Source organism: Enterobacter sp. Ap-1006 (genome assembly GCF_011752835.1).
GTDB lineage: Bacteria > Pseudomonadota > Gammaproteobacteria > Enterobacterales > Enterobacteriaceae > Cedecea.
Window position 1 is genome coordinate 575,667 of the sequence record NZ_VWWU01000001.1, and the last position, 21,550, is coordinate 597,216.

Below are 21,550 nucleotides of genomic sequence, written 5' to 3' on the forward strand. Positions count from 1 at the left end.
ATAACAAGAGAGTTTCACCTCATGGCTAACAAGTACGAGGCAGTATCCCGACAGATTGTTGAGGCTTTAGGCGGCGCGGAAAACGTGGTGGCGGTAACCCATTGCATGACGCGGCTGCGCTTTGTTTTACAGGACGATGCAAGGGTGGACAGTGCCCGGCTGAAGGCCATTTCCGGCGTGCTGGGCGTGGTGAAAAACGACCAGCAATGTCAGGTCATTATCGGCAACACCGTGTCTCAGGCCTACGCTGAAGTGCTGAAACATCTCCCCGAAGGGGCAGGCGACAGGCCGCAGGCGGCAAAGGGCAAACTGACCCTGAAACGCATCGGCGCGGGCATCCTGGATGCGCTGATTGGCACCATGTCGCCGCTTATCCCGGCGATTATCGGCGGCTCGATGGTGAAGCTGCTGGCGATGATCCTCGCGATGACCGGGGTATTTGAAACGACCTCCTCGACGCTTACCATTCTTAACCTCATCGGCGACGGCGCTTTCTTCTTCCTGCCGGTGATGGTGGCGGCTTCTGCCGCCGTGAAATTTAAAACCAACATGTCGCTGGCGATTGCTATCGCCGGGGTGCTGGTACATCCGGCCTTTATTGACCTGATGGCGAAGGCGGCCCAGGGGCAGGTGGTTGATTTTATGGGCATACCCGTCACCGCCGTGAAATACACCTACACCGTGATCCCCGCGCTGGTAATGACCTGGCTGCTGTCGTACATCGAAAAAGGCGTGGATCGCATTACGCCAGCGGTGACCAAAAACTTCCTCAAGCCGATGCTGATCGTGCTGGTTTCCGCGCCGATAGCGATTTTATTGATTGGGCCGTTAGGTATCTGGATTGGCAGCGGGATCTCTTCGCTGGTGTACACCGTGCACGGTTATCTGGGCTGGCTTTCCGTCGCCATCATGGGGGCTATCTGGCCGCTGCTGGTGATGACCGGCATGCACCGCGTGTTTACGCCAACGATTATCCAGACCATCGCCGAAACGGGCAAAGAAGGCATGGTTATGCCGTCGGAAATTGGCGCTAACCTGTCCCTCGGCGGGTCGTCTTTGGCCGTCGCCTGGCGAACGAAAAACCCTGAACTGCGTCAGACGGCGCTTGCTGCCGCAGCCTCAGCAATCGTGGCTGGCATTTCAGAGCCTGCGCTTTACGGCGTCGCGGTGCGGCTGAAACGCCCGCTGGTTGCCTGCCTTATCAGCGGTTTTATTTGCGGTGCCGTCGCCGGTATTGGCGGGCTCGCCAGCCATTCCATGGCTTCACCGGGGCTATTCACCAGCGTGCAGTTCTTCGATCCTGCCAACCCGATGAGCATCGTTTGGGTGGGGGCGGTGATGATTCTGGCCGTGGTGCTGTCGTTTATTACTACGCTTATTCTCGGCTTTGACGATCTTCCCGTCGAGGAGCCGAAAGCCGAAGAGCAGGGCAGCAGCACGGCGTTTGTAAGACCAGATAATGCAGTAAAAACACTTTAAGCAGAGGTAAGCATGGCTGAGACAGTTTTTCCAAAAGGATTTTTGTGGGGCGGCGCTATCGCGGCTAATCAGGCTGAGGGCGCGTACCAGGCCGGTGGCAAGGGATTAAGCACCGTCGATATGATCCCCCATGGCGACAACCGCCTTGGGGTAAAGCTCGGGGTGGAAAAGCGGTTTGCGCTGCGCGACGATGAATTTTACCCGAGCCACGAGGCCATAGATTTTTACCATCGCTATAAAGACGACATCGCGCTGCTGGCCGAAATGGGCTTCACCGTTTTCAGAACCTCCATTGCGTGGAGCCGTATCTTCCCCAAAGGGGATGAAACGGCGCCGAACCCGGAAGGGATCGCGTTCTACCGCGACCTGTTTGCCGAGTGCAAGAAATACAACATCGAACCGCTGGTGACGCTGTGTCACTTCGATGTGCCGATGCACCTCGTGCAGGAATACGGCTCATGGCGCAACCGTAAAATGGTGGAGTTTTTCAGCCGCTACGCGCGCACCTGCTTTGAGGCGTTCGACGGCCTGGTGAAATACTGGCTTACCTTCAATGAAATCAACATCATGTTGCACAGCCCGTTCTCTGGCGCGGGGCTGGTCTTTGAAGCAGGCGATAACAAAGAGCAGGTGATGTACCAGGCCGCGCACCACGAGCTGGTGGCCAGCGCGCTGGTCACTAAAATCGCTCACCAGGTTAACCCGGCAAATCAGGTTGGCTGCATGCTGGCGGGGGGGAACTTTTATCCGTACAGCTGTAAGCCGGAGGACGTTTGGGCGGCGCTCGAGAAAGACCGCGAAAATCTGTTCTTTATTGACGTGCAGGCGCGCGGCGCTTATCCCGCTTACGCGGCACGAATGTTCCGTGAGAAAGGGATTGAGATTGTCACCGAGCCTGGCGACGACGAGATCCTGAAGAACACCGTCGATTTTGTCTCCTTCAGCTATTACGCCTCGCGCTGTGCCTCGGCAGACATGAACGAGGGGAATACCAACCCGGCTAACATCATTAAATCGCTCAAGAACCCGCACATTACTTTCAGCCAGTGGGGCTGGGGCATCGACCCGCTCGGCCTGCGTATCACCATGAACATGATGTACGACCGCTACCAGAAACCGCTGTTCCTGGTGGAGAACGGGCTGGGCGCGAAGGACGAGGTGAACGCCGATGGGGAAATCAACGATGACTACCGCATCAGCTATCTGCGGGAACACATTAAAGCCATGGGTGAGGCAATTGAGGACGGTATTCCGGTCATGGGCTACACCTCGTGGGGCTGCATTGACCTGGTGTCAGCGTCAACCGGGGAGATGAGCAAACGCTACGGCTTTGTGTATGTCGATCGTGATGATAAAGGGCAGGGAACGCTGGCGCGCACGCCGAAGAAGTCGTTCTACTGGTATAAGAAGGTGATTGCCAGTAACGGCGGGGATCTGGCGTAATTTTCCCCTCACCCCGGCCCTCTCCCCAGAGGGGCGAGGGAGAAAAATCTAAGAACCAAAGCTTTTTCCCCTCTCCCTGCCCAGAAGGTAGGGGAGAAATACCGTTTTATCCCCTCTCCCTTTTAGGGAGAGGGGTAGGGGGAGGGTCGTTATCAGAACGCCATCGAAGCCTGTACGAAGTAGGTACGCGGCTCACCTACGTATTTCCCGGAGTTATTGTCATTCGAACGTGTGTAATAACGCTGATCGAACAGGTTTTTAATCCCGGCACCCAGCTTCAGGTGAGACAGCGACGGCCCAAAGTCGTACTCGCCGCGCATATTCCACACCATATAGCCTGCGATATTACCAAACTGCCCGTCCGCGCTTTCGTCGGTGATGTAGTTCGGCCCGGTACCCGGAGAGCTCTGTTTAGACTGCGCAAAACTGTCCAGATTCCATACCCAGTTACCGGTCGCGTAGCGGGTGCCCACGGTGTAAACCTGGCGAGAGTAGAACGGCAGATCTTTCCCGGCGAAGTCCCCTTTGTCACTGGTGGCTTTGGTGTATGTGTACGTGGTGTATACGCTCACGCCGTCCAGTGCGCGGTTGACTTCGCTCAGATCGTAATTTAGCGCCAGTTCAAGGCCCTGGTGTTTGGTTGCACCGAGGTTTGTCCAGCCCACAATGTTGTTGATGTACTGGAGCTGATCGTCGAAGTCGATGTAGAACAGCGTCGCTTCAGCCTTCAGCGCGGTGTCGTCATAACGGGTACCAAACTCATAGGTATGCGCTTTTTCCGGGGTCAGGCCGGCTGCCGGCTGATTGCCGCTGCCGCCGCGGGTCAGCTGGAAGTACTGCATACTGCCGAAGGAGGTGCTGGCGTTGGCGAACAGTTTCCAGGCATCAGACATATGGTACATCACGCTGATAGAAGGCAGCGGCTGGCTGTAGGTCTTCTCGCGATCGATGTTCTGGAAGGAGTCGCTGGTGTGCGTTTTGATGCTTTCATAGCGCAGACCCGGCGTAATCGTCCAGTCGCTGACGTTGATGGCATCATCAATATAGAAAGCGTTCGCTGCAGTACCGCCCGAGCTGTGCTGGTAGTACTCGGTCATGTCCGGTTTGGTGAAGGTTGTCGAAGGATCATACGCTTTTGGCGTGCGGTAACCTTTCTCGTCCGACGTTTCGTTCAGGTAGCGGTAGCCCAGGGTGACTTCATGAGACATATCCCAGAAGCGGAACAGCTGAGAATAGGTTGGCTCAATCGCCCAGGTGGAGTAGTTGCGAGGCGCTGAGTTCAGGGTACGTTTGTTGCCCTTGAAATACTCCAGATCGCTGCTGCGGTAGCTGTCGGTGAAGTAGGTCAGGACTTCCAGCTTTTTATCGTCTTCTGTGTGTTTATATTTGAAGGACATGTCCTTGCGGCGGCCTTCAAAGCTGTCCCAGCGGCGGTCCGACTGGAACGGATCTTTCGCATACTGTGCGGTCGTCAGGCCGCCTGGCATACCTGACTGGGCTTCGTAATAGTGGAAGTTAGCCTGCAGCTCATCGCGATCGGTGAAGTTGTACTTGGTCTTCAGCATGAAATCGTCGATGTCGGTATTGTCGTTGCTTTCACGGTAGCCCTGGCCGTGCAGGCCGGAGTAGAGCAGTTCTGCACCAAAGCCGTTATCCGCCGTGCCGCCCACGGACGCGCTGGTCAGCGTTTTCAGGCCGCCGTGGCTGGCGCCCTGGGTCTGCGCGCTGACGGTGCCGCCAAACTCTTTCGGAATGTCGCGGGTAACAAAGTTAATCACGCCGCCAACGTTTTGCGGCCCATAACGCACTGCGCCGCCGCCGCGAACCACGTCCACGGACTGAATGTTGCCCATGCCTAGCGGCGCCATGGAAAGCTGTGGCTGGCCGTAAGGGGCAACCGCGAGCGGCACGCCGTCCATCAGGATGGTTGAACGTGGGGACAGGCGAGAAGTCAGGCCGCGCACGCCAACGTTAAGGGAAATGTCGCTGCCGCCGGTGCCGTTGCTGTCACGCACCTGCACGCCCGGAATGCCTTTTAGCGCATCGGCTAGCGTCTCTGAACCTTGCTCACGAAGCTGCTGATCTGTCACGATCGAGCGTGCGCCGGGGTGGTTAAGCAGCACGGTGCTGGTGTCCGGATTATCCAGCCAGTTGCCGACGACGGTAATGTCGTCAGCTTTTTTATCTGCGGGAGCTTTATCTGTTTGTGTGTTATCAGCGGCGAGCGCTGGCAGCGCAAATGCTATCGCGCTTGCCAGGAGAGAGACACGAAAAAGGGGGCGCATCATCATTCCTATAGAATTATGGGGTTGTCGTTATGAGTTTTTTTGGAAATGACAATCTTAATGATAATTATTTTCAAGTAAATAGTTTTGTTGCGGAATAATTCGGGATAAGGCGAAAAGTAAGCAAAAAAAACCGAGCGGTTGGATGACCGCTCGGCAGTACAGATGAACAGACCAGGAATTCAGGCTGTTAAGGGGTAACCCAGAACACGCCGCTGTAATCCAGGGCGGTGAACTGCTTATGAGCCTGCTCGATGTCGGCCTGCGGATCGATGTCCTTGAACAAATCCGGGTGCAGGAACTTAGCGATAGTTTCCACCGCAATATAGTTCAGCGGAGAGTCGTAGAATTGATGGTAAATCGCCATCACGCGCTTCTCTTTCACCGCCGTGAGCACGTTAATGCCGGTCCGGTTCATCAGCCCTTTGAGCTTCTGCTCTGCCACGGTTTTATCGGCCATATAGCCCAGCGGCACGGCTTTTGGCGAACGGTTACCGCGGTTCCAGTCGGCACCGGTCATCAGGTAAAAGTCCGGGTTGCTGGTGATAACCTGCTCGGTATTCACCTGGCCGCTCATTTCCGGGAACAGCTTGCTGCCAATATTGTTCCCGCCGGCGGTATCAATAAACTGTCCGTAACTGCCCTTGCCGAAGGTCTGGCAACATTCGTCGCCGCGAATGCCCGCCGCTCGTTCAATAAACACGCTCGGGCGCTGCTCAGGTTTCAGCGTCGCCACGCGCTCGCGCACCAGGTTCATCCGCTGCTGGTAGTGCTGAATAAAGGCGTCTGCGTTTTTCTGCTCATCAAACACTTTGCCCAGTAGCTCAATGCTGGGCAAAGTGTTGGTCAGCGGCTGCTGGCGGAAGTCGATAATCAGCACCGGAATACCCACTTTTTCCAGCTGGCTCAGCACGCCGCTGTTCTTCAGTTTGGCCAGCACGCCGATGTCAAAAATAATCAGATCCGGCTGTAAGGCGACCGCTTTTTCAACGCTGAAATCCGTGTAGTACGGATTTTCAAACATCGTAATTTTGCTTACCTGGGGGAATTTTCGCGCATAGGCGTCCGCCAGATCGGGCGCTTTGGTCTTCAGTGAGTTATCCCAGGCAATGATGTTTTCCAGCGGATCCTTCGGGTGAATAATATTCAGCGCCAGCAGGGCGCGCGCATCGGCCAGCATCACGCGCTTTGCCGGATGGGGCAGCGTCACTTCCCGGCCCGCTACGTCGGTAACAACAATCGGGGCGGCCTGGGCGGCGAAGCTCAGCAGGGCAACGGCGGCGAGCAGCCAGCGAGCTTTGGCGGTAAACACTGTGAACATGGATGACCTTCAGAACGGGAAAATTTAGGAAGGGAATGATAATCGATCTCATAGCGTTTGGAATGGGGACGCGGGAATTTTTCTGGTTACGAAAGATGCCAGGGCGAGGCTGACGGGAACCTGTCGTCTGCTTTGGCCACTCAAGGGCTTTACTGAACCGTGGTGTTGAACCACACAGGAGAGTCCATCGTGTATACCGTTTCAAGCAATGCAGCTCAAGGGAAGCACTTTCATACGTCTAATGTACAGACACCGGCCACGGCGTTTCAGGATGTACCGTCGCTGGGGCAGAAAATTGGCGCAGGCAGTCAAAAAGATGTTTTTCACTCACGACAGGATCCGCGCAAGTGCCTGTGCCTGTTCAGACCCGGCACCACCGGCACCATTTCAGCGGAGCAGTACGCTTTAAAAGAGCTGGAAACGACCAAACAGCTTAAGCATCTCGGTTTTCCCGTGGTGGACGCTCATGCATTGATTAAACATGGCGGTCACGTGGGCGTGGAGAAAGACTACATTCACAACGCTTTTGATTCCGAAGATATCGTGAATAATAAGAAAAGCCTGCCGGACGATAAGAAATTCAATCAAAACGTCCTGGCCGACTGTAACGCCATTATTAACAAGCTGAAAAATCATGAATTGCATATCGACGATCTGCAATTCTTAGTCGATAGCCATGGCCGCGTGCTGATTAACGATCCGCGCGATGTGATTCGCTCCTCGCCGGAGAAAAGCATCAGTAAAGTTAACGAGCTGCGGGCTCATGCTTTAAATAACCTGCTGGATATTGATAGCGACTAGCAGTGGGATTAATGGGAGGGATAAACGTGCTACGAATAATGTTGGTGACGCCAGATAACAAAGGCTTTGCCTCACTCAAAGCGCAAAGCGTTGAGGAACATTACAATATGCTGCGCCGGCTTGAAGCCAACTGGCTTAGCGGAGAAAACCGTTTTGACTTGCCCGGAGAAAAACTACTCGGTGTCTTTGCCCGTGAGGAACTGGTCGGCATTGGCGGGCTTAATCGCGACCCGTTTTCAGCAGACGAACGCGCGGGGCGTATTCGACACCTGTACCTTAGCCCGGCCTGGCGGGGAAAAGGAGCAGGGCAGCAACTGCTGCAGGCCCTGGTTGCCGGCGGAGACCACTGGTTTGATTTTTATAACACCCATGCTCCCGAACACGCCTTTCTTTTTTATGAGGCCGCCGGGTTTCAGGCCGTTTTCGGTGAGGAGAGGGTGACTCACCGGTTGCTTACTCGCCGCTAGTTTTGGGCGAACTGGCGGCCAGTTTTGCCGGGCAGAGGTTTTTAAGCCGTTCAATCAGCCAGCGTCCGGCCGGGCCGGGCGGGGAGGCAATCGGGTAGACGCCAAACATCGGCAGCGCGAGCCCTGCCGGCGGAACATCCTCAATGTTCAGCCGCACCAGCCGCCCCTCGCGAATATCTCGTTCGACAACGTGTGACGGCATGCTGCCCCAGCCGAGGCCATCGAGCAAAAAGGCGTGTTTGGCCAGCAGATCGCCCAGCCGCCAGGTGGAAGGTGACATCACGCCAAACTCTTTCCCTTTGGAAAGCTCCGAGCGGTCGGTCAGTACCAGCTGAACGTGTTTGGTCAGTTCGGATTTCGGAATGATGCCTTTGAACTGCGCCAGCGGGTGATCGGGCGCGGCTACCATCACCAGCGAAACGCCGGTCAGACGCTCCCCGGTCAGCGAGGCCGGCATATCCGGCAGTGAGCCCAGAATACCAATCCCTGCGCTGCCGTTAAGCACCGGTTTGTAGCCACCGCCCAGCGCCTCTACAAACAGACGCAGCGGCGTGCCGGGAAACTGTTCGCGGAAGGCTTTGGCCGCCGAAGTCATCGCCTCCAGCGGGAAGAATACGTCCACCACCACCGAAAGTTCCGATTCCAGCCCCGACGACATACCGCGCGCTCTCGCCTTCATAAAATCAACACCAGAAACAATGCAGCGGGCGTCGATCAGCAGCACCTCACCTTCTGGCGTTAGCTTTGGATAGCGGCCGGAACGGTCGAACAGCTGCACGCCGATCTGGGCTTCGAGCCCCTTAATCAAATCGCTGATCACCGACTGGGCGCGGTACATCTTGCGAGCAGCCGCAGAGAAGCTGCCTTCGTCGACGGCGGCAATAAACGTGCGAAGTTGGTCCAGCGAAATACCGTCCAGCATTGTGGTTCCTGCCTGGCAGTGAAGGGATGAAGCGCAATATAGCCCTTCGGCATGGGTTTGTCATTGGCGATGATGTATCGGACATGGCGATGGATTGCATCGAAATATAACGGCTGTTCGGGTGAGAAAGGCGGTGGCATAGTGGCTGCCATGTTCCGCGAATTTTAAAGATTGAGCACACCTATGTTAACGGCTCTAAAAAAACTCTTAACGCGCTTATCCCCTAAATCAGACTCCATTTCAGAGGCTAAAACGATGTCGACTATCCTGCATATTGATACCAGTGTTCTGGGCGGTTATTCCGTCAGCCGCCAGCTGTCGGCGGAGATTGTTGCCCGCCAGAAAACGCTGCACCCCGGTGCCACCGTGATTTACCGCGACCTGGTGCAGTCCCCGGCTCAGCACCTGTCCGACAAGCACATTGCGGCTTTCCAGGGCGCGGAAGTGACCGACGCTGAGCTGGGTGCAGATCTCGCGGCCGGTGGGGCGTTTATTGACGACCTGTTCGCCGCAGACGTGATTGTCATTGGCGTGCCGATGTACAACTTTTCTATTCCATCCCAGCTTAAGGCGTGGATCGACCGTGTGTGTGTGGCTGGACGTACCTTCCAGTACGGCGCCAACGGCCCGGAAGGCCTGCTGCCAAAAGGCAAAAAAGTGTTTATCGCGTCTTCTCGCGGCGGCCAGTACACCGGCGACAGCCCGGCGGCATTCCTGGAGCATCAGGAATCCTATTTGAAAGCGGTACTGGGCTTCATTGGCCTGACCGATGTGACCATTATTCGCGCAGAAAACCTGAGCCGTGGCGACGAAGCGAAAAGCGCCGCACTCGCCGATGCCAAAAGCCAGATTGCGTCACTGGCCTGATTACGGATAACGGATAACGAGCCCTGGCTATTACTGCAAAGGCTCGTTTATTTTGCGGAGGTGAACTAAAACGCCCGCCAGATAAGCACGGCAATCCCGCCAAACAGGATCCATTTCACGATGTAATACACCGTTTTATTCCAGCTTTTTAACTTCTTGCCGACGATACGAATCTGATAGATGTAGCGGAAAGCGCGGTTGATCCCACCGATGCGGTCGTTTTCATCGTTAGGTGCCGACGCGGCGCTCATCAGGTTGCGCCCCAGCCAGTGGTTAACCGCCTGAGCCCAGCGGTAGCGCATCGGTCTTTCCACGTCGCAGAACAGAATCAGGCGATTTTCGCCGCTGGTGTTTTCCGCGTAGTGAATATAGGTTTCATCGAACAGCACGCCTTCGCCGTCCCGCCAGCTATAGCGCTTCCCGTCCACTTCAATAAAGCAGCGATCGTCATTCGGGGTCGCAAGTCCAAGGTGAAAACGCAGCGAACCGGCGTACGGATCCCGGTGCCTCGGCAGGCGGCTGCCGTCGGGCAGGGTGGCGAACATCGCAGCTTTGATGGAAGGAATGGTGCGCAGCAGTTCGGTGGTTTTCGGGCACAGTATGCTGGCCGACGGGTGGGCGTTTTCATACCATTTCAGGTAAAAGCGCTTCCAGCCTGTTTTAAAGAAGGAGTTGAAACCGGCGTCGTTAAATTTATCCGCGGCTTTTATCTGCTCCATTTGTTGCAGATGCATACCTTCGTCGCGAATCACTTCCCAGTTTTCCCGCAGCGCTGTCAGCTCGGGAAAGGTTTCCGGCGTTAAATAGGGCGTATTCGGCACCCTGGAGAAAAGATACATAAAACCGTTAAGCGGGGCGGTAAACGTGGAATGGTCCGACAGCTGCCGCCAGAAACGAAAACGAATCTTGCCGCGGTAATGTACATAGACCACTGAAATAATAATGATGAGTAAAATAATATATTTCATATTGTTATCTGACCACTGTGTTTTTTTTGCTCATTCCCTGCCGGGCCAAAGCCCCGACTGCCAAAAATGCGCCTTTGAAAAGGCGCTGAAATAGAGCTTAGCAGTGGTTTTAGCGAAGTAAATGTTGCCTGAAAAAACTTACCAGCCTACAGATAACCCCGCGCCGTAACCCACATTGTTTTCTGTATCATCACTGACGGTGGCTTTCACAACAACAGCATTTCCGATACGTGTAGAGGCGCCCACGGCTAAAGCATTTTCACCTTCATAGCCGCCAATCCCTGCCCCTATAGCCACGGTTTGATTATTCATCACCTGAGGTATATTGCTCATTGCCATCGCGCCAGAGATACCCGCGTTGGCCTCTTTCTGATTATTGTTAACTTCGTCTTTTAATGCAGAAAATGCATTATTTAATTTGTCTATCGACTGGCTGTTGGCCTGAATCAGGCGGGTATTATTTTCCGCATGTTCCGTATTTAAAGAAATATTGTTAGCGTTAGTGGATACGCGTACCTGCGTTGCCGTATCAAGTTTCGTTTCGGTTGTCGTCAGGCCATTTTTGCCATTAATACCGTTGGTCCCGTTTTTACCATCAGCGCCGTTTTTAACCTGAGACTGGACATATTCGATCATCGCTTTATCTTTGGCTGCCTGGCGGTCGGCATCCGTCACCGGGCTGTCCAGGTGTGAACTTTTATCGGCTGTGGACGGTACAACCGGATCCATAATTATCGCCGTTGAAGGGGCAAGCGTGCTGGCGACGATTGAGTGGGGAGCATCGAGATGCGGCGTAGTGGTAACCTTACCTACAAAATCGCTTGTGTAATTTGTATTATGGGCGCGATCGTAATCCCGTACAGCCTGCTGCTGCGACGCATCCATACTTTCAAAACTGGCCTTTGCTTCCTGCCAGGTAATAGATTTATTCACCATATTATTATAGAAGCCGCTTACCACATCAGCCCTGACTGAAGTCGAAAGGACCAAAATAAACACCAAAGCCATTGATTGACCAAAGTTAAAGGATTTCATTTTTCTCTCACCATAAATAAATTGAACGTTCCAATGCATTATTGAGTGCACTAATAACGGCGAGGAACTATCCCGGAATGTGACAATGCAATCCTTGATCTAAATCATAAGAAAATTCTTAGTGGAGAGTGTTTAAAAGCGATAAAACAGGGCGTTCACATTCATTATTTGCGCTGGTGCCAGGCTGCTCACACCGCTGTTACAATCGGGGTGAAAAGAGGTGAGGAGCTTACGTTTGAAAGTGCAGTTACTCGCGGGCAGCTTGATGGCAGAAGGGCGTGGAGCGGCTAAATTCGACGGGATGATGACCTCTTTTGCCGTTTACAAGACTTCCCGCTGGCATTACCATCCTCTGCACGGATTAATGACCTGCATTAATCACAACATATTGCTGTAAATGACTCGGGGTGCCCTTCCTTGTGAAGGCTGAGAAATACCCGTACCACCTGATCTGGATAATGCCAGCGTAGGGAAGTCAGATGCCTGTCCGGCGTCCCTTCTTTCACGCCGGACAGGAGCCTTACTGTTATGCAACCTGACCTGCTACCCGGCGCAACCGCCGCCTCCGTTTTGCACCACCTCCGCCAGCATTCGCCGCTGGTTCACTGCATGACCAATGACGTAGTGCAAACCTTTACCGCTAACGTGCTGCTGGCGCTTGGGGCTGCCCCGGCGATGGTGATTGAAGCCGAAGAAGCGGCACAGTTTAGCGGGCTTGCCAGCGCGCTGCTGATCAACATTGGCACCCTGACTTCAGAACGCGCGGCGGCGATGCTGGCTGCTATTCACGCCGCCAATAGCGCCGAAACGCCGTGGGCACTTGACCCGGTCGCCGTAGGTGGTTTGGCTTTCCGCACGCGTTTCGCTCGCGAAATTATTCAACTGAAACCAGCCGCCATTCGCGGTAATGCGTCTGAAATCATGGCGTTGGCAGGGGAGCAGGCCGGAGGCCGTGGCGTAGACAGCACCGATGATGCACTTTCGGCGATCCCGGCGGCGCAAAGGCTGGCGCGCGAAACCGGTGCAGTGGTTGCCGTAACCGGAGAAACTGATTACGTCACCGACGGCGAACGAACGTTTGCCGTGACCGGCGGGGGAGAACTCATGACGCGTGTGGTCGGCACCGGCTGCGCGCTTTCCGCCGTGGTTGCTGCGTGCTGCGCTTTACCGGGAGACAGGCTGGACAACGTCGCCAGCGCCTGCCGCTTTATGTCGCTTGCCGGCGAGCAGGCCATCGCCGCCAGCCGTGGGCCGGGCAGTTTTACCCCAGCCTTCCTCGACGCCCTTTATCTGCTGAATGCGGAGGGACTGGCATGAAACGCATCAACGCATTAACTATTGCCGGAACCGACCCAAGCGGTGGGGCGGGGATCCAGGCGGATCTGAAAACTTTCTCCGCGCTCGGCGCTTACGGCACAAGCGTGATCACTGCGCTGGTGGCGCAGAATACCCGCGGCGTGCAGTCCGTTTACCGTATTGAGCCTGAGTTTGTGGCGGCGCAGTTAGATTCTGTCTTGAGCGACGTGCGAATAGACACCACAAAAATTGGCATGCTGGCAGAGGCCGATATCGTTGAAGCCGTCGCAGAGCGACTGGCGTTCTATAAGGCACCAAACGTGGTGCTGGACACGGTGATGCTGGCGAAAAGCGGCGATCCGCTGCTGGCCCCGTCGGCGGTGGAAAGCTTACGTCGGAAGCTATTGCCGCATGTCGCGCTGATCACGCCCAATCTCCCGGAAGCGGCAGCGCTGCTGGATGCGCCCCACGCGCGCAGTGAAAAAGAGATGCGCGAACAGGGTGAAGCGCTGCTGGCAATGGGCTGCGAGGCTGTGCTGATGAAAGGCGGGCACCTCGACGACGCAGAAAGCCCGGACTGGCTATTTACTCGCCACGATGTCCAGCGCTTTACCGCCCCGCGCGTGCAAACAAAAAATACCCACGGCACCGGCTGCACTTTATCTGCCGCGCTGGCTGCGCTCCGCCCCCGCCATGACGACTGGGCGCAAACCGTGGCTGCCGCAAAAATCTGGTTGTCGAAGGCGCTGGCTCAGGCGGATTCGCTGGAGGTCGGGCACGGTATCGGCCCGGTACATCACTTTCACGAATGGTGGTAACTGTCAGTTAAGAGAGAAGTTTTTAGCCAGCGTAATACCAGTGGTACTATACTGGCTTCATCTTCCCTGCCGGACAATTGCGTACCATGGAACAGGCTCATCACCAGTTAGTTGAACAGCTCAAACAGCGCTTTGCCGCCCCGGATAACGCTCCTCTGTACCTCAAGTTTGTCGAAACGGTGAAAAACGCCGTGCGCGCGGGCCTGTTGCCGCAGGGCAATATCCTGCCGGGGGAGCGCGATCTCAGCCAGCTTACGGGGGTGTCACGCATTACCGTGCGCAAGGCGATGCAGGCGCTGGAAGATGACGGCGTGGTGACGCGTTCGCGCGGCTACGGGACGCAAATTAATGCGACGTTTGAGTATTCGCTGAAAGAGGCCAGGGGCTTTTCGCAGCAGGTTGTGCTTCGGGGTAAAAAGCCAAATACGCTGTGGGTGAACAAACGCGTGGTGAAATGCCCGGCAGACGTGGCTGAACAGCTCGCGATCCCGGCGGAAAGCGAGGTTTTTCTGCTCAAGCGCATTCGCTACGTGGATGAAGATGCGGTGTCTATCGAAGAGTCTTACGTGCCGACCGGGCTGATTGCCGACCCGGATGAGATTGGCGTTTCGCTGTACGACTACTTCCGCAGCCAGAACATTATTCCGCAGCGCACCCGCAGCCGGGTCAGCGCCAGAATGCCGGACAGCGAATTCCAGTCACACATCAAACTGGAAACGCCGGTGCCGGTTTTGGTCATCAAACAGGTGGCGTTCGACCCGCTCAACCGGCCCATTGAGTACAGCATCAGCCATTGCCGCAGCGACTTATACGTTTTCGTCTGCGAGGAGTAAGGTTTGCTCGAGCTGCGCGAGTTTTGGCGCGCAGTCCCCGCCCCGGTGGCCGACCACGTAGCTGGCTACCGCATTCCCGAGGCTGACTGCTTCTTCCAGGCTCCAGCCTGCCGCCAGGCCCGCAATTGTGCCGCCCGCGTGGCTGTCGCCCGCGCCGATGGTATCCACGACGGTAGTCGGGAAGGGCGCAGCGATCCCCATGCTATCGCCGGCTGCAAACCACGCGCCGTCCTTATCTAAACGAACGATCAGCGGGCTGCCGTAGCGGGTGAGCCATGCACGGCAAATCGCTTCAATATTTTCCGCTTCCACGTCAAGCCATTCGGCAACAATCGCCGCTTCCTGACGGTTGAGCGAAACAATCGGTTTGCAGGCCATAATCCGCGTCAGCAGCGGCTGCGGGATATCCGCGATACGCGGGCCAAAGTCGATGAACGGGGTAATTGCCCGCAGCGACTCCAGCCAGCCCACGAGCAGTTCCGCACACGGCCCGGCAAGCTGGTAGCCAGAGAGCGAGAGCAGGCTACCTGGCGGGATGGTCAGGCCGTCAAGCCAGGCCTGATTCCACTGATGCTCGACGCCGCGAAACGACATAAAGGTGCGTTCGCCGTCGGGTTCGACCAGCGCCAGGCACCAGCCGTTATCTCCCGTATCGGTGTGGATCTCGCTGCGGATGTGCTGTTTTTCCAGGCTGTTGCGAATAATGTCGGCCCAGGTGCCCTGGCCAATTGGCAGCGCGTTCTGCGAGTCAATGCCGAGGCGCGAAAGCGTGATGGCGATGTTCAGCGCGCAGCCGCCAATGTTCACGCCCTGCTGATGCAGTTCGATATCGCAGCCGCGCCACGGGAGGGCGTAGGCGTCGGCGATGACGTCAATCACCGCCGAACCGAGCACGCAAACCGGGCGCTGAGCCTGCAGCTGGGGCAGTTTGCTCAGCAGTTCATTTGGCTTCATGGTTGGCCTCTCTTTGCTGGCGATAGGCCATAAAGATGCGGCTGTAGCGCGTGAAGTCGAGCTGGTTCTCTTCATCCAGCTCCTGTTTCAGCGCCGGGTCGATGCTTTCCACGCCGTTCAGCGCGCCGCAGATAGCGGTGGCCATGGCGCCGATGGTGTCGGTGTCTCCGCCGAGATTGGCGCACAGGATGGCGCAGCGGTTAGGGTCGGTTTTCGCCAGTTCGACCATCGCAATCGCCGCCGGTACCGACTCAACGGTGCTGGTACCGGTGCCGACCAGCTGGTAAATCTCTTCCATGGCGGATTCGGTGCCGCGCGCTTTTCTTGCCACGCTCAGCGCTAATTCCAGGCGTGCCGCGAGGGACGCGCTAAATGTCGTGATGCGTTTTTCCTGCGCGTGGCGGGCGATGGAGGGCAGCTCATCGCAAATTGTGGCCCAGCTTGCGCCGTCGATAGCCCGGGAAATGGCCCAGGCAATTACGACTGCCCCGGCAATGGCCAGATCTGATTTGTGCGTCGGGCTCGAAGCTAACGCGACCTCGTCCACAAACTCATCGAGACTGGCGGTGGGCAGCAGGCAGCCAAGCGGGGAGGCACGCATCGCCGCCCCATTGGTTACGCCGTTGTTTTCCAGCTCGCTTACCGGCGTGCCTTGTTTAATCGCATTCAGGGCTATTTTCGACGTCGGGCCGAGCACGTTTTTGTTAAACGCGTCGAACCCTTCTGCCCACGCCAGAATATGGCGGCCAATGGCATCCGGGTTGATAACCCCGTGGTGCTCGATGATGGCGTCCGCCAGCGCCAGCGCCATCGAAGTGTCATCGGTAAACTTAGCGCGGGCAAAATAACAGGCGGCGTTGTTTTCTGCCGGGCCCGGCAGGAACTTGTCTATCCAGCCGAAGTGGGCCTTCACCCGCGAGCGCGGCCACAGTTCGGACGGCATCCCCATCGCATCACCTAACATCTGGCCGTAAAAGGCTCCCAGAATACGATTTTCCATTGTTACGCTTCCTTTAATACTTTTTCAGATTCATCACCGGTAACGGCGATGGCAGCAATCTCTTTGTCCGACTCGCGGAAGAAGACCATGAACAGCACGGCGATGACGGCAATCATTATTGCGCCAAAGCCCCACATCCCCGCCCAGTTAAAGGTCTGACCGTTCACCGGTGAGGAGTAAGCAAACATTTTTTCCATCATTTTGCCGCCGAGGCTGTAGCCCAGCAGGCTGCCGAAGCCCTGGCAGCAAAGGGTGATCAGCCCCTGCGCCGCGGTGCGCATGTACACCGGGGATTTCTTGTCTACGTAAATGTAGGCGGTGACGTAGTAGAAGTCGTAGCTCACGCCGTGCAGCAGAATGCCGAGGAACAGCAGGCCGTAAGTGAACAGGTGCGACGCGTCGCCGTACACAAAGAAGCCGTAGCGGATGGCGGCGGTGATCAGGCCCAGCAGTAGAACCTTTTTAATACCAAAGCGCTTAGTGAAGAACGGCAGCGCCAGCATAAAGAAGATTTCCGAGAACTGGCCAAGCGTCATCCAGCCCGTGGCGTTATGCATCCCGACTTCGGTCAGATAGCCGTTGGCGAAGATGTAGTAGAACGCCAGCGGCATCGCAAACAGGAAGGAACAGAAGAAGAAGACCAGGAAGTTTTTGTCCTTCAGCAGCACCAGTGCGTCCAGGCCCAGCATCACCTTCAGGCTGAGCTTGCCGGTGCTTTTCGGCGGCGTGTTCGGCAGGAACAACGCGAATACGCCTAACATAACCGAGCTGATGGCGGTGATCAGCAGCGGCACGTTGGTTGGCGAGATATCGCTAAAGCCCATTATCTGCGGCAGGAAGCCACACACGATCCCGGAGGCAATCCAGCCGATGGTGCCCATCACGCGAATACGCGGGAAATCACACTCCACGTCGTCGACGTTGGAAAACGCGATGCTGTTGGTCAGCGCGATGGTCGGCATATAGGTGAGCGAGTAAGCCAGCAGCAGCGGAAAGAAATAGACAAACTCCGTTTGCTGGGCGGCCAGATACATCAGCCCGGCGCCGACAAACATCAGCAGCGCCAGTACTTTTTGTGCGGCAAAGAAGCGGTCGGTCAGCGAGCCGACCAGAATAGGAGACAGAATAGCAGCGATGGCGGTGCAGGCGTAGGACCAGCCGATTTCACCGGCGGTAAAACCACTTTTGTTGAGGAACAGCCACAGGGGCACAAACCAGGCGCCCCAGATAAACCATTCCATAAACATCATGAACGAAAGGCTAATCGTTGTACGTTTCATGCTCAGGACCTTCATGACAGGTGTAGGGTGTGCCTTAACCATACCAATTAATAATACCTTTTAAATACCTTTGCGTCGATTCTATGATCGCCTTTGCAAAAATAGCAGGGGTGGCCACCTGGCTTTACTCCTGGAAAGGAGGCAAAAGTGCGCTTGAACTGGCAAATCCCCGCCGTCGGTACCAGGATTAGTGCGGCCGGTTTTTTCGACCCGGCAGAACAGGATTCTTCATGCGCAGCGGGCAGGGGGCTCGCTGCCTTTACGGGAGCGTATTATGACTGATATTGCGCAGTTGCTTGGCAAAGATGCCGACGGCTTGTTACAGCATCGTTGTATGACCATTCCGGCAGACCAGCTTTATCTGCCCGGCTCGGACTACGTTGACAGGGTGATGGTAGACAACAATCGCCCGCCTGCGGTGCTGCGAAACATGCAGACGCTGTACAACACCGGGCGTCTGGCTGGGACTGGCTACCTCTCTATTCTTCCCGTCGATCAGGGCGTTGAACACTCGGCGGGGGCTTCTTTCGCCGCGAATCCGCTCTACTTCGATCCGAAAAACATCGTTGAACTGGCCATTGAGGCAGGCTGTAACTGCGTGGCTTCTACCTATGGCGTACTGGCCTCGGTTTCACGCCGCTATGCCCACCGCATTCCGTTCCTGGTGAAGCTTAATCACAATGAGACGTTGAGCTATCCGACCACCTACGACCAGACGCTTTACGCCAGCGTAGAGCAGGCCTTCAACATGGGCGCCGTTGCTGTCGGGGCCACGATTTACTTTGGTTCACCGGAATCCCGCCGCCAGATTGAAGAGATCTCGGCCGCCTTTGAGCGTGCGCATGAACTTGGCCTGGTCACCGTGCTGTGGGCCTATCTGCGTAACTCCGCGTTTAAAAAAGACGGGGTGGATTATCACGTCAGCGCCGACTTAACCGGGCAGGCTAACCACCTGGCGGCGACTATCGGGGCCGATATTGTGAAGCAAAAAATGGCGGAGAATAACGGCGGCTATAAAGCGGTAAACTTTGGCTACACCGACGAAAAAGTTTACAGCAAGCTGACCACCGACAACCCTATCGACCTGGTGCGCTACCAGCTGGCTAACTGCTACATGGGCCGCGCCGGCCTTATCAACTCTGGTGGTGCCGCAGGCGGTGAAACTGACCTGGCGGATGCGGTGCGTACGGCGGTGATCAACAAACGTGCGGGCGGTATGGGGCTGATTCTGGGGCGCAAAGCGTTTAAGAAATCAATGGCCGACGGCGTGAAGCTGATCAACGCCGTGCAGGATGTTTACCTGAATGAGAAAGTGACTATCGCTTAAGCTCTGTTGAGTAAGGTTATAAGGCCCTCTTTTATGAGGGCTTTTTTATGCGAATTTTTATACTGTGGCATTATTACCCTCACCCTAACCCTCTCCCTTTTGGGAGGAGAGAGAAAATTATATTCCCTGTCACCTGTTTTTCCCCCTCTTCCCTTTGGGGAGAGGGCCGGGTAGAGGGGAAAAGGCTTCACCGTGCTGGCTTACCCCAATAGCGGGCAATTAGGCGGTAAACGACAGGCCAGCGCATTCGGATGCACTTCAATGCGAAAATGCCGTCCGCTCAGCGGTTCCCCGTCCAGGTTAAAGGTAATATCGTGCGGGGCCGAAATCTCAAACCAGGCCGATTTCCCTTCAATAATGTTCGGGTTTTCATCCGGGCGCGTGAGCGTAGTCAACAGCGCAGGAAGCAGGTCTTCGCCGGTGAAAATCCGTAGATCAAGCAGCCCGTCGTTGATCAACGCCTCCGGGCAAAGCTGTTGCCCGCCGCCGGCCTGGCAACCGTTACCGATACCGATCACTAATGCGTCGCCCTGCCAGCTAAAGCCTTCTCCGCGAATGTCGCAGCGATCCGGCTTGAGCATGTCCATACGCATTAAACCGTGAATAAAGTAAGAGACGCCGCCAAGCGCTGCTTTGAGTTTTTCCGGCGTTTCAGTGGTGATGCGCGTGCCAAATCCACCGGTCGCCATGTTGATGAAGAAGGCTTCATCGTTGACCTGCACCAGGTCGATATTGGCGGCTTTGCCAAACAGCGCGAGGCGCAGCGCTTTTTCAAAGTCCTCAGGAATACCGACGCTGGTGGCAAAGTCGTTGGCCGTCCCCAGCGGGAGAATGCCCAATGCCGGGCGGCTGCCCGCAGAAAGTTTCGCGAGGCAGGTGGCAATCTCATTGATTGTGCCGTCACCGCCGCCGGCAACCACGGTGTCTACGCCGAGGCTCAGGGCTTCGTCAATGTAACGTTTGGCATCACCTTTTTCCCAGGTCACCCTGATATGCAGGGTGTAACCTTCCTCACGCAGCGTATGCACGGCCTCGCGCAGCTGTGGGTTACCGGCGCCTTTGCCGTTCAGAATCAAAAATGAATGCGGGGATCTCTCCATGACTTACCTCAGAAAAGTGAGCATTATCAAAGTGTAGAGCAAAGCTGGCGCGGAGGAGTAAGAACTGGCTGAATCAGCGGAAAAAAGAAAGGACATAGAGACAGCCCTGCGATCGCTTTCCACCCGGAGTATCGCCCGGCAAAACGGGTGGAATTTGGACCGCAGGTCGGCAGTTAGCCAGCCGGATTCTCCGTAATTTGCCGCGACTCTGACCTTGGCAGAAATTTGTTTTTTAATACCCGGGTTAATCGTACCTCAATATTTTTATGTGTTAAGTGAGCAACGAATATAGATAATGAAATTGCGATTAATACAGTGGCTGCACCTCTGTATTCAGCCGGTTCAAATGACGACATTCTTTTCATTACGGCAATTCCAATTGCACCATGAAGCAAGTAGAGTGAGAATGAAATCTCGCCGAGATAAACTAATACACGCGGGATGATTTTTTTAATGACAGGCTCGCCAAGCGTTAAAAATAAAACAAATGAAGCGATTAATATTGTGCTTTCAATGTTAAAGGCTCGAATTTCTCCACTTTTTATTCCAAATGCAATATAGATGAATAAAAATAAAGCGATCAACCCCGCAGCGATAAGCATATTATTAGACAGGAACTTATCCTTTAGCTTAATATATAGATATCCAGCTGCTGCGCCAATAATAAATTCAAGAAAAAGAGGGTTGGTCAACAGCCCCAGGGCTGGCGACGAGAAAGGGTAACCTTGTATCCCTATGGTAGGTTGAAAACCTGCCATAAAGGGAATAATGCCGACCATTAAAATCCCAAAGCCAGTCAGCGCTAATAAGCGACGTTTAACCAGCAGGCATAGGGCAAATGCGATATAAAAATAAACTTCATAATTAAGTGTCCAACGGACGTTATACATGCCACCATCATCAATGTAGTGTGGTGTTATAGATGTCTTGTAAACGGTGAATGTAAGTGCGCTAAATAAGTTTTGTACTTTGTCAGGATAATGAAAGGTACTCATTGCACCAGATAGAAAAAATGCAATAAGGAGACCTGTGTAGTATAAAGGAATAATGCGTATTGCTCTGTTTATCAGAAACCGTTTTGCTGAAGATATTTTTGCAGCGTAATGTTGGGTTGTGTAGATCATAATAAAGCCGCTAATGACAAAGAAAATATCAACGCCGATAATTCCCCAGCCAAACAACGCATCCCAAATATTCTGCCCCGTTTCGCCCTGTTCCTTGAGGAAAAAACGATAGTGAAAAAAAATGACTAAAAATGCAGCGATGCCGCGCAGAGCCTGGAGCGATTCAAGTTTCTTATCCATAGACTACCTCAATAGATTTATCGGCAAATAATAACTAATTTTCTTTATAG

The 21,550-nt window shown here is 55.0% G+C and carries 20 protein-coding genes and 1 riboswitch; of the genes, 10 read left to right on the top strand and 10 right to left on the bottom strand.

Annotation, left to right across the window (positions count from 1 at the left end):
• Positions 1-21 precede the first annotated feature (21 nt).
• The gene (ascF, locus tag F3J28_RS02645; RefSeq protein WP_166872440.1) at positions 22-1,479 is read left to right on the top strand and encodes a PTS cellobiose/arbutin/salicin transporter subunit IIBC; all 1,458 of its coding nucleotides are present in this window, start codon (positions 22-24) and stop codon (positions 1,477-1,479) included.
• Positions 1,480-1,491: 12 nt separating this feature from the next.
• The gene (locus F3J28_RS02650; protein WP_166872443.1) at positions 1,492-2,922 is read left to right on the top strand and encodes a 6-phospho-beta-glucosidase; all 1,431 of its coding nucleotides are present in this window, start codon (positions 1,492-1,494) and stop codon (positions 2,920-2,922) included.
• Between the two features lie 152 nt (positions 2,923-3,074).
• Here F3J28_RS02650 and F3J28_RS02655 read toward each other — a convergent pair whose 3' ends face one another.
• A complete protein-coding gene (locus tag F3J28_RS02655) occupies positions 3,075-5,207 on the bottom strand; it encodes a TonB-dependent receptor family protein (RefSeq protein WP_166872446.1) in 2,133 nt (710 codons plus the stop codon).
• Between the two features lie 190 nt (positions 5,208-5,397).
• Positions 5,398-6,528: an ABC transporter substrate-binding protein gene (locus tag F3J28_RS02660; protein WP_166872449.1), complete on the bottom strand. Its 1,131-nt coding sequence runs from the start codon at positions 6,526-6,528 to the stop codon at positions 5,398-5,400.
• A 189-nt stretch (positions 6,529-6,717) separates the two neighbouring features.
• On the opposite strand from F3J28_RS02660, the gene hopBF1 reads away from it, so the two are divergent.
• Positions 6,718-7,329 (top strand): T3SS effector protein kinase HopBF1, encoded by a 612-nt coding sequence (gene hopBF1, locus F3J28_RS02665; protein ID WP_166872452.1) that lies wholly within the window; start codon positions 6,718-6,720, stop codon positions 7,327-7,329.
• Between the two features lie 11 nt (positions 7,330-7,340).
• Positions 7,341-7,796: a GNAT family N-acetyltransferase gene (locus F3J28_RS02670; RefSeq protein ID WP_502706863.1), complete on the top strand. Its 456-nt coding sequence runs from the start codon at positions 7,341-7,343 to the stop codon at positions 7,794-7,796.
• Here F3J28_RS02670 and F3J28_RS02675 read toward each other — a convergent pair.
• Complete coding sequence (locus tag F3J28_RS02675; protein WP_166872455.1) at positions 7,783-8,718, bottom strand: LysR family transcriptional regulator; 936 nt, start codon at positions 8,716-8,718, stop codon at positions 7,783-7,785. The two genes, F3J28_RS02670 and F3J28_RS02675, sit on opposite strands and share 14 nt — an antisense overlap.
• Positions 8,719-8,973: 255 nt before the next feature.
• Between F3J28_RS02675 and F3J28_RS02680 the strand changes: the two genes are divergently transcribed.
• Positions 8,974-9,585 (top strand): FMN-dependent NADH-azoreductase, encoded by a 612-nt coding sequence (locus tag F3J28_RS02680; RefSeq protein WP_205247066.1) that lies wholly within the window; start codon positions 8,974-8,976, stop codon positions 9,583-9,585.
• Between the two features lie 65 nt (positions 9,586-9,650).
• Here the strand turns inward: F3J28_RS02680 and lpxO are convergent, their stop codons facing one another.
• Positions 9,651-10,553, bottom strand: coding sequence for a lipid A hydroxylase LpxO (lpxO, locus tag F3J28_RS02685; protein WP_166872461.1), 903 nt, complete (start codon positions 10,551-10,553; stop codon positions 9,651-9,653).
• Between the two features lie 138 nt (positions 10,554-10,691).
• The gene (locus F3J28_RS02690; protein ID WP_166872464.1) at positions 10,692-11,627 is read right to left on the bottom strand and encodes a YadA C-terminal domain-containing protein; all 936 of its coding nucleotides are present in this window, start codon (positions 11,625-11,627) and stop codon (positions 10,692-10,694) included.
• Between the two features lie 196 nt (positions 11,628-11,823).
• On the opposite strand from F3J28_RS02690, the gene F3J28_RS02695 reads away from it, so the two are divergent.
• From F3J28_RS02695 to F3J28_RS02710, 4 genes are all read left to right on the top strand, one after another.
• On the top strand, positions 11,824-11,985 hold the full coding sequence (locus F3J28_RS02695; protein WP_166872466.1) for a hypothetical protein: 162 nt from the start codon (positions 11,824-11,826) through the stop codon (positions 11,983-11,985).
• Positions 11,982-12,078: riboswitch (TPP riboswitch) on the top strand. Its footprint overlaps the gene before it by 4 nt.
• Positions 12,079-12,116: 38 nt before the next feature.
• Positions 12,117-12,905 (top strand): hydroxyethylthiazole kinase, encoded by a 789-nt coding sequence (gene thiM, locus F3J28_RS02700; RefSeq protein ID WP_166872469.1) that lies wholly within the window; start codon positions 12,117-12,119, stop codon positions 12,903-12,905.
• Positions 12,902-13,702, top strand: coding sequence for a bifunctional hydroxymethylpyrimidine kinase/phosphomethylpyrimidine kinase (gene thiD / locus F3J28_RS02705; RefSeq protein WP_166872472.1), 801 nt, complete (start codon positions 12,902-12,904; stop codon positions 13,700-13,702). The genes thiM and thiD overlap by 4 nt, the downstream gene beginning before the upstream one ends.
• 86 nt (positions 13,703-13,788) lie before the next feature.
• Complete coding sequence (locus tag F3J28_RS02710; RefSeq protein WP_166872474.1) at positions 13,789-14,535, top strand: GntR family transcriptional regulator; 747 nt, start codon at positions 13,789-13,791, stop codon at positions 14,533-14,535.
• On the opposite strand, the gene F3J28_RS02715 is transcribed toward F3J28_RS02710, so the two are convergent.
• Genes F3J28_RS02715 through F3J28_RS02725 form a run of 3 tightly spaced genes read right to left on the bottom strand, consistent with a single transcriptional unit; the run spans position 14,509 to position 17,784 of the window.
• A complete protein-coding gene (locus F3J28_RS02715; RefSeq protein WP_166874389.1) occupies positions 14,509-15,489 on the bottom strand; it encodes a PfkB family carbohydrate kinase in 981 nt (326 codons plus the stop codon). The genes F3J28_RS02710 and F3J28_RS02715 overlap by 27 nt on opposite strands.
• A complete protein-coding gene (locus F3J28_RS02720; RefSeq protein WP_166872477.1) occupies positions 15,476-16,489 on the bottom strand; it encodes an ADP-ribosylglycohydrolase family protein in 1,014 nt (337 codons plus the stop codon). Before F3J28_RS02720 ends, F3J28_RS02715 begins: the two co-directional genes overlap by 14 nt.
• Positions 16,490-16,491: 2 nt before the next feature.
• A complete protein-coding gene (locus tag F3J28_RS02725) occupies positions 16,492-17,784 on the bottom strand; it encodes a nucleoside permease (RefSeq protein WP_166874392.1) in 1,293 nt (430 codons plus the stop codon).
• 259 nt (positions 17,785-18,043) lie between these two features.
• Here F3J28_RS02725 and fbaB point away from each other — a divergent pair, with 259 nt between their 5' ends.
• Positions 18,044-19,096, top strand: coding sequence for a class I fructose-bisphosphate aldolase (gene fbaB / locus F3J28_RS02730; RefSeq protein WP_008455139.1), 1,053 nt, complete (start codon positions 18,044-18,046; stop codon positions 19,094-19,096).
• 200 nt (positions 19,097-19,296) lie between these two features.
• Here the strand turns inward: fbaB and yegS are convergent, their stop codons facing one another.
• Both yegS and F3J28_RS02740 read right to left on the bottom strand, forming a co-directional pair.
• Entirely contained in the window at positions 19,297-20,196 is a 900-nt protein-coding gene (gene yegS, locus F3J28_RS02735) for a lipid kinase YegS (protein WP_166872480.1), read from the bottom strand.
• A 173-nt stretch (positions 20,197-20,369) separates the two neighbouring features.
• Positions 20,370-21,500 (bottom strand): acyltransferase family protein, encoded by a 1,131-nt coding sequence (locus tag F3J28_RS02740; RefSeq protein ID WP_166872483.1) that lies wholly within the window; start codon positions 21,498-21,500, stop codon positions 20,370-20,372.
• Positions 21,501-21,550 lie beyond the last annotated feature (50 nt).

Bases quoted from the DNA above. Each gene is read 5' to 3' on its own strand.
- F3J28_RS02725 (WP_166874392.1), bottom strand. From the start codon at position 17,784: ATGAAGGTCCTGAGCATGAAACGTACAACGATTAGCCTTTCGTTCATG.
- thiM (WP_166872469.1), top strand. From the start codon at position 12,117: ATGCAACCTGACCTGCTACCCGGCGCAACCGCCGCCTCCGTTTTGCAC.
- F3J28_RS02740 (WP_166872483.1), bottom strand. From the start codon at position 21,500: ATGGATAAGAAACTTGAATCGCTCCAGGCTCTGCGCGGCATCGCTGCA.
- F3J28_RS02690 (WP_166872464.1), bottom strand. From the start codon at position 11,627: ATGCATTGGAACGTTCAATTTATTTATGGTGAGAGAAAAATGAAATCC.
- ascF (WP_166872440.1), top strand. From the start codon at position 22: ATGGCTAACAAGTACGAGGCAGTATCCCGACAGATTGTTGAGGCTTTA.
- thiD (WP_166872472.1), top strand. From the start codon at position 12,902: ATGAAACGCATCAACGCATTAACTATTGCCGGAACCGACCCAAGCGGT.
- F3J28_RS02655 (WP_166872446.1), bottom strand. From the start codon at position 5,207: ATGCGCCCCCTTTTTCGTGTCTCTCTCCTGGCAAGCGCGATAGCATTT.
- F3J28_RS02710 (WP_166872474.1), top strand. From the start codon at position 13,789: ATGGAACAGGCTCATCACCAGTTAGTTGAACAGCTCAAACAGCGCTTT.
- F3J28_RS02660 (WP_166872449.1), bottom strand. From the start codon at position 6,528: ATGTTCACAGTGTTTACCGCCAAAGCTCGCTGGCTGCTCGCCGCCGTT.
- F3J28_RS02670 (WP_502706863.1), top strand. From the start codon at position 7,341: ATGGGAGGGATAAACGTGCTACGAATAATGTTGGTGACGCCAGATAAC.
- F3J28_RS02720 (WP_166872477.1), bottom strand. From the start codon at position 16,489: ATGGAAAATCGTATTCTGGGAGCCTTTTACGGCCAGATGTTAGGTGAT.
- lpxO (WP_166872461.1), bottom strand. From the start codon at position 10,553: ATGAAATATATTATTTTACTCATCATTATTATTTCAGTGGTCTATGTA.
- F3J28_RS02675 (WP_166872455.1), bottom strand. From the start codon at position 8,718: ATGCTGGACGGTATTTCGCTGGACCAACTTCGCACGTTTATTGCCGCC.
- yegS (WP_166872480.1), bottom strand. From the start codon at position 20,196: ATGGAGAGATCCCCGCATTCATTTTTGATTCTGAACGGCAAAGGCGCC.
- F3J28_RS02715 (WP_166874389.1), bottom strand. From the start codon at position 15,489: ATGAAGCCAAATGAACTGCTGAGCAAACTGCCCCAGCTGCAGGCTCAG.
- F3J28_RS02680 (WP_205247066.1), top strand. From the start codon at position 8,974: ATGTCGACTATCCTGCATATTGATACCAGTGTTCTGGGCGGTTATTCC.
- fbaB (WP_008455139.1), top strand. From the start codon at position 18,044: ATGACTGATATTGCGCAGTTGCTTGGCAAAGATGCCGACGGCTTGTTA.
- F3J28_RS02650 (WP_166872443.1), top strand. From the start codon at position 1,492: ATGGCTGAGACAGTTTTTCCAAAAGGATTTTTGTGGGGCGGCGCTATC.